Genomic DNA, 5,374 nt, shown 5'->3' with positions numbered 1-5,374 from the left:
GTTTTGTCGGTATAATGTGTCATGTAGGTATAGATGTCGGAACCAATACCACAGCTCCAAAGATATTGATGGAACGTCTTGGCATGAGCCTTGATGAGGCTTCTTTTGCGACCAGCCTTTATTTCATCTTCAGGACTATCGGCTGTTTCTCCGGTTCTATTATCCTTCAGAAAGTTTCAGCCCGTTCGTTTTTCCTTATAAGTGTACTCTGTATGCTTGCAGCAATGGTAGGACTGTTGATTTCAGATGCCGATTCAGTGATATACACATCCATCGCATTGATAGGTTTCGGTAATTCAAATGTATTCTCGATAATATTCTCTCAGGCTCTTCTTTCAATGCCAGAAAAGAAAAACGAGATATCAGGTTTGATGATAATGGGTCTTTTCGGTGGAACAGTATTTCCATTGCTTATGGGATTTGCTTCCGATGCAGCCGGTCAGGACGGAGCAGTAGCAGTAATGGCAGTAGGAGTTATCTACTTACTCTTCTACACCATGAAATTGAAAAAATGAGTTGTGCTCATTAATTAGCTTTGTCGTCCGTCGGTTCTTTATTAACTACGTTGACCGTCGGTTCTTAATTTTTAATTTTTAATTCTTAATTGACTTAATTGAATTTCATGAACGATATAGTAGTAGGAATGGGTGAAGCGCTATGGGATGTGCTTCCGGAAGGAAAGAAATTGGGTGGTGCCCCTGCAAATTTTGCATATCATATTTCACAATTCGGCCTTAACAGCCGCATAGTAAGTGCTGTAGGTGATGACAAACTAGGTGCAGAAATACTTGAAAATTTCCGTGAAAAGAAACTTTACGGAATAGTAGAGACAGTTCCTTATCCTACAGGAACCGTACAGGTAGAACTTGATGCCGAAGGTGTGCCTTGTTATGACATAAAGGAAGGTGTTGCATGGGATAATATTCCGTTTTCTCCTGCCCTTGAAGATTTGGCCCGTCATACCCGTGCCGTATGTTTCGGTTCCTTGGCACAGCGCAGTGTCGTGTCGCGTGAGACAATCAACCGTTTTATAGACGCTATGCCCGAAGGTGATGATATATTGAAGATATTTGATATCAATCTTCGTCAGGGTTTTTATACAAAGGAAATACTTTGCAATTCATTCCGTAAGTGCAACATTCTGAAGATAAACGATGAAGAACTCGTCACAGTGAGCCGCATGTTCGGCTATCCCGGCATCGACCTTCAGGACAAATGTTGGATCCTCCTGGCCAAGTACAACCTGAAGATGCTGATACTCACCTGCGGAGTGAACGGCAGTTATGTATTTACTCCGGGCAGTGTTTCATTTGTAGAGACGCCGAAAGTGGTTGTTGCCGACACAGTTGGGGCAGGTGATTCCTTTACCGCTACATTCGTAGCTTCCATTCTTAAAGGAAAGTCAGTACGTGAGGCTCATGAGCTTGCAGTAAAAGTCTCTGCATACGTATGTACGCAGAACGGCGCCATGCCTGTGTTGCCGGATGTGTATCTGGACTAATATGTAACAAATATATAAGTTGGCAAGTTGACGAGGTTCTGGTCTCGTCAACTTGCTTTTTTTATATATTTAGGATTAAATAATATAATGTATATGATATATATCATGTATATTATATATATTTGCAGAAAATATATGATTATGGTAACAGTTGCTTTACAAAAGAAAAGAAAGAATATAGACTTACCTGTAGAAACATTACAGAAACTTTCCATAATGGCTGCATCACAAGGAAAAAGCCTAAAGGCATATATTGAGAATATTCTTGTAGCAAAAGCCGATACATTACAATTAGAGGTACAGAATCCCAGCCCGAGTGATGATGAATTTTTCTCCTATCCTGAAAATCTGAATGAAACGGTTGAAAGAGTAAATGAGTATAAGAGGGGAAAAACAAAATCAAAGGTGGTACTGAAATCTGTTGATGATATAAATAATTTCATAAATAACCTTTGATAATGTATATCGTTGAAATCAGTGATAGGGCTGCAGATGATATAGCCTTATTAAAGAAAAGTGGAAATACTTCAGCTATAACTAAAATCCGAAAACTTCTTGTTGAGCTGCAAGAACATCCTACATCGGGTACAGGTCAGATTGAGGCCTTGAAAGGAAATCTTTCCGGTTTTTGGAGCAGAAGAATTGATAAATACAATCGTTTGATTTATACCATTGAAGAAGAAATTGTTACTGTTGTGGTAGTTTCCGCAAAAGGTCATTATGGTATGAAATAGAATTTAATTGACGAACTGATTAGTCAGCTCGTCAATAAAAAATATTATTATTTTTTCTTTAATACATCCGTAGGATTTTCTCCAAAAAACTCTTTATAGCATTTTGTGAAGTATGATGGCGATGAAAATCCCACTTCGTATGCTATTTCCGATATACTTTTTTCGCTTGAAGTCTTTATTATAGCATTTGCCTTGTTAAGCCTTGCTATCCTTAACAACTCGTTAGGTGTATATCCTGTCAATGCTTTAGCCTTTCTGTACAGCTGAACGCGGCTGAATCCTATCTGTTCTCCCATATCTTCTACGCTGAAATCAGCATTACCGATATTTTCTTCAATCAGACGGCGCAGCTTTTCCACAAAACCTTTGTCTGCATCTGCCAGAGGAGTAGCATTGGTCAATGTCTTGTCTCCGAAGAAATCCTTCAGCCTTTTACGGTTATCTATAAGATTATGTAGTCTTGCCATCAGAAGTTCAGAACTGAAAGGTTTGGAGATGTATGAGTCCGCACCACATTCATATCCTTTTATCTTCTGTTCGTCCATTGAGTATGCCGTGAGCATCATTACAGGAATGTGTGATGTGCGTGGCTCTGCCTTCAGACGGCGACAACATTCCATACCGTCCATTACTGGCATCATCACATCACAGATTATTATGTCTGGCACTCCGGCAATAGCAAGTTTCAATCCTTCTTCTCCATTGCCAGCTTCCATTACAGAATATTCACCCTCCAGTAACGATTTCACGTAGTCCCTGACATCCTGATTGTCGTCAATAACAAGCACTATACCTTTCGATACATCTTTCTTGCCTCCATTATTATTTTCTGCCTTAAGACTTTCCTGATCTGCCATGACTACAGCACCTTCTTTAAGGTTGTTAAGCAGAGCTTTACGGTCAACACTTCCTGTTACGGTTCCATCCTGTTTTACAGGAATACAGATAGTGAATACAGTACCTCTACCTTCAGTGCTTTCCACATTAATCTCGCCATGATGCATTTCAACAAATGCTTTAACAAGTGCAAGACCTATTCCTGAACCGGCATGATGTACGTCTATCTGGTAGAAACTCTCGAAAATATGTTTTACGTGTTCTGCAGGCATACCTGCGCCAGTGTCAGTAAATCTCATTGTAATCTTGTTATCAGTACCCCTGCGTAAGCAGATGCTTATACAGCCGTTTTCGGGTGTAAATTTGAAAGCATTCGACAACAGGTTATAGGTTATTCTTTCCATCATCTCTGCATCTGCTATGATGTTATAATCGCCTTCTTCTGCATTAAACCTGAATGTGATATGTTTTCTGTAGCTTAATGTACGAAACGCCTCTGCCCATTCTTTCATACAGTCCATTATGTTGAATTCAGAGAGATGCATTTCCAGCTTTCCGTTTTCAAATTTACGGAAATCCATTATTTGATTTATCAGTCTGAGTAGAACGGTAACATTCTTGTTTATAATGTTGAGTAGGAATTTCTCTTCTTCTTTAATGTTTTTGCTTTCCATCAACCGTTTCACAGGATCGGCTATAAGAGTGAGAGGAGTACGGAAATCATGAGATACATTTGTGAAGAAAGACAACTTTGCTTTTGTAGCCTCTTCAAGTTTCTGTGAAAGGTCAATAAGCTGATCCCTTTGCTCTTCCAATTGTTGTTTCTGTTCGGCAAGTTCCGCATTAAGTCTTATTTTTGTCCAGTATGCCCTGACTACAAAGAACAGTAATACTGCCAGTAGGATGGCTATTACTATGCATGCATACAGAAACATCTTTTGTGATGAATACCTCATAAGGTATGTATCAAGTTTTTCATTCAGTATTTTTATTTTGTCATCCAAAGTCTTGATATGTGATGTCTGCATCTGCATGATTCTGGCATTTCCGGCGTTTACAAGTGCCGATGATAGTAGATTTTCCCTTTCGTATTTCTTCTTTTCCAAGATGTTCATAGCTACCTGGATAGCTTTGTCACCTCCTGTAGGGTATATAAACGTAGCGTCAAGAATACTGTCGGTTACCAGTTCGACACCAAGCTTTTCGCCAGCCAGGGCGTCAACACCGACAAAGAGCATTTCTTTTTCACGTCCTTTTTTTCTGGCTGCTTCGTAGGCACCGGCAGCCATCGGGTCATTTTGTGCAAATACCAGATCGATATCTTTGTATATTGAAAGAATTGAATCAAACTTGTTTTCTGCATTTGCTTTCAGCCATGCTGCATCTGCAGTGGAAATTATTTCAATAGAGGGGAAATCTTTCAGCACATCATTCATCCCTTTCTGTCTTTCCAGGGCAGAAGTGGAGCCTTTCAGTCCGGTCAGTTCAACGATTCTGCCTTTTCCGTTAAGTCTGTTTGCTATGTAGGTTCCTGCCTGTCTTCCCATAAGATAGTTATCACCGCCAACAAATGCCGTATATTTGTCAGAGGCAATTTTTCTGTCCACTAATACCACAGGGATGCCTTTGTCGTAAGCCTTTTCCACTACAGGAGTGATTGCTTTGGCTTCGTTGGGTGATACAATGAGCAAATCAACTCCGTCGGATATGAATTTTTCTATATCCTCTATCTGTTTTTTGCTATTGTCTTTTACTGTCTTGATATTGATTTTCAGGTTTGGGTAAAAGAGCGCTTCACGCTTTAACTCGTCGTTCATTCGGTTTCTCCACTCGTCATCGCTACATTGCGATACACCGATAATGAAATCATGTTCGGATTTAGAACATGATGAAATAAATAATAACAGAAAAAATGAAAGGGTTATACAGACATTGCCTGCGATATGTTTGATTCTGCTGTGTTTCATCTTATTGGGTTAGGTATATTGGTATTTATTCTACTGTCTATTATGCAAAAGTAATCAATAAATACAATATTTACAAATGTAGTATAGGGGGCTGTATCTCTTCTATAGGTGAGTAAAAATAACGCTTAGTGAACATGTATGATTTTCAAAACTACATTCAAGCAGTATGCATACAATGTTTGCTAAGCGTAAATACAATGTGAGATACAATATCTATTTCACTTTTTTATACATATTCCGCTAGTTTATTAATTCCTATATTCAGCTCTTTAGCAATATCTTCATCGGATAGCCCTTGTTTCCTTAAGAGGCTTATCATATTTCCTAGCATTTTA

5 protein-coding genes are annotated in these 5,374 nt (G+C 39.1%); 4 read left to right on the top strand and 1 reads right to left on the bottom strand.

What is annotated here, in order from left to right; all coding sequences use genetic code 11:
- From H6A61_RS14855 to H6A61_RS14840, 4 genes are all read left to right on the top strand, one after another.
- On the top strand, positions 1-515 hold a 515-nt coding region (locus H6A61_RS14855), incomplete at its 5' end, for an MFS transporter (protein ID WP_204394672.1).
- 107 nt (positions 516-622) lie between these two features.
- Positions 623-1,501 (top strand): carbohydrate kinase family protein, encoded by an 879-nt coding sequence (locus H6A61_RS14850; protein WP_204394671.1) that lies wholly within the window; start codon positions 623-625, stop codon positions 1,499-1,501.
- 141 nt (positions 1,502-1,642) lie between these two features.
- Positions 1,643-1,957 carry a hypothetical protein gene (locus H6A61_RS14845; RefSeq protein ID WP_154043368.1) on the top strand — a complete coding sequence of 105 codons (315 nt, stop codon included), beginning with the start codon at positions 1,643-1,645 and terminating at the stop codon, positions 1,955-1,957.
- A 2-nt stretch (positions 1,958-1,959) separates the two neighbouring features.
- Complete coding sequence (locus tag H6A61_RS14840; protein WP_204394670.1) at positions 1,960-2,235, top strand: Txe/YoeB family addiction module toxin; 276 nt, start codon at positions 1,960-1,962, stop codon at positions 2,233-2,235.
- Between the two features lie 47 nt (positions 2,236-2,282).
- On the opposite strand, the gene H6A61_RS14835 is transcribed toward H6A61_RS14840, so the two are convergent.
- On the bottom strand, positions 2,283-5,039 hold the full coding sequence (locus H6A61_RS14835; protein ID WP_204394669.1) for a substrate-binding domain-containing protein: 2,757 nt from the start codon (positions 5,037-5,039) through the stop codon (positions 2,283-2,285).
- Positions 5,040-5,374 lie beyond the last annotated feature (335 nt).

The organism is Bacteroides caecigallinarum, from assembly GCF_016901995.1.
Taxonomy (GTDB): Bacteria; Bacteroidota; Bacteroidia; order Bacteroidales; family Bacteroidaceae; genus Phocaeicola; species Phocaeicola cellulolyticus.
This window is presented reverse-complemented; position numbering and strand designations above follow the sequence as displayed.

Bases quoted from the DNA above. Each gene is read 5' to 3' on its own strand.
- H6A61_RS14840 (WP_204394670.1), top strand. From the start codon at position 1,960: ATGTATATCGTTGAAATCAGTGATAGGGCTGCAGATGATATAGCCTTA.
- H6A61_RS14835 (WP_204394669.1), bottom strand. From the start codon at position 5,039: ATGAAACACAGCAGAATCAAACATATCGCAGGCAATGTCTGTATAACC.
- H6A61_RS14850 (WP_204394671.1), top strand. From the start codon at position 623: ATGAACGATATAGTAGTAGGAATGGGTGAAGCGCTATGGGATGTGCTT.
- H6A61_RS14845 (WP_154043368.1), top strand. From the start codon at position 1,643: ATGGTAACAGTTGCTTTACAAAAGAAAAGAAAGAATATAGACTTACCT.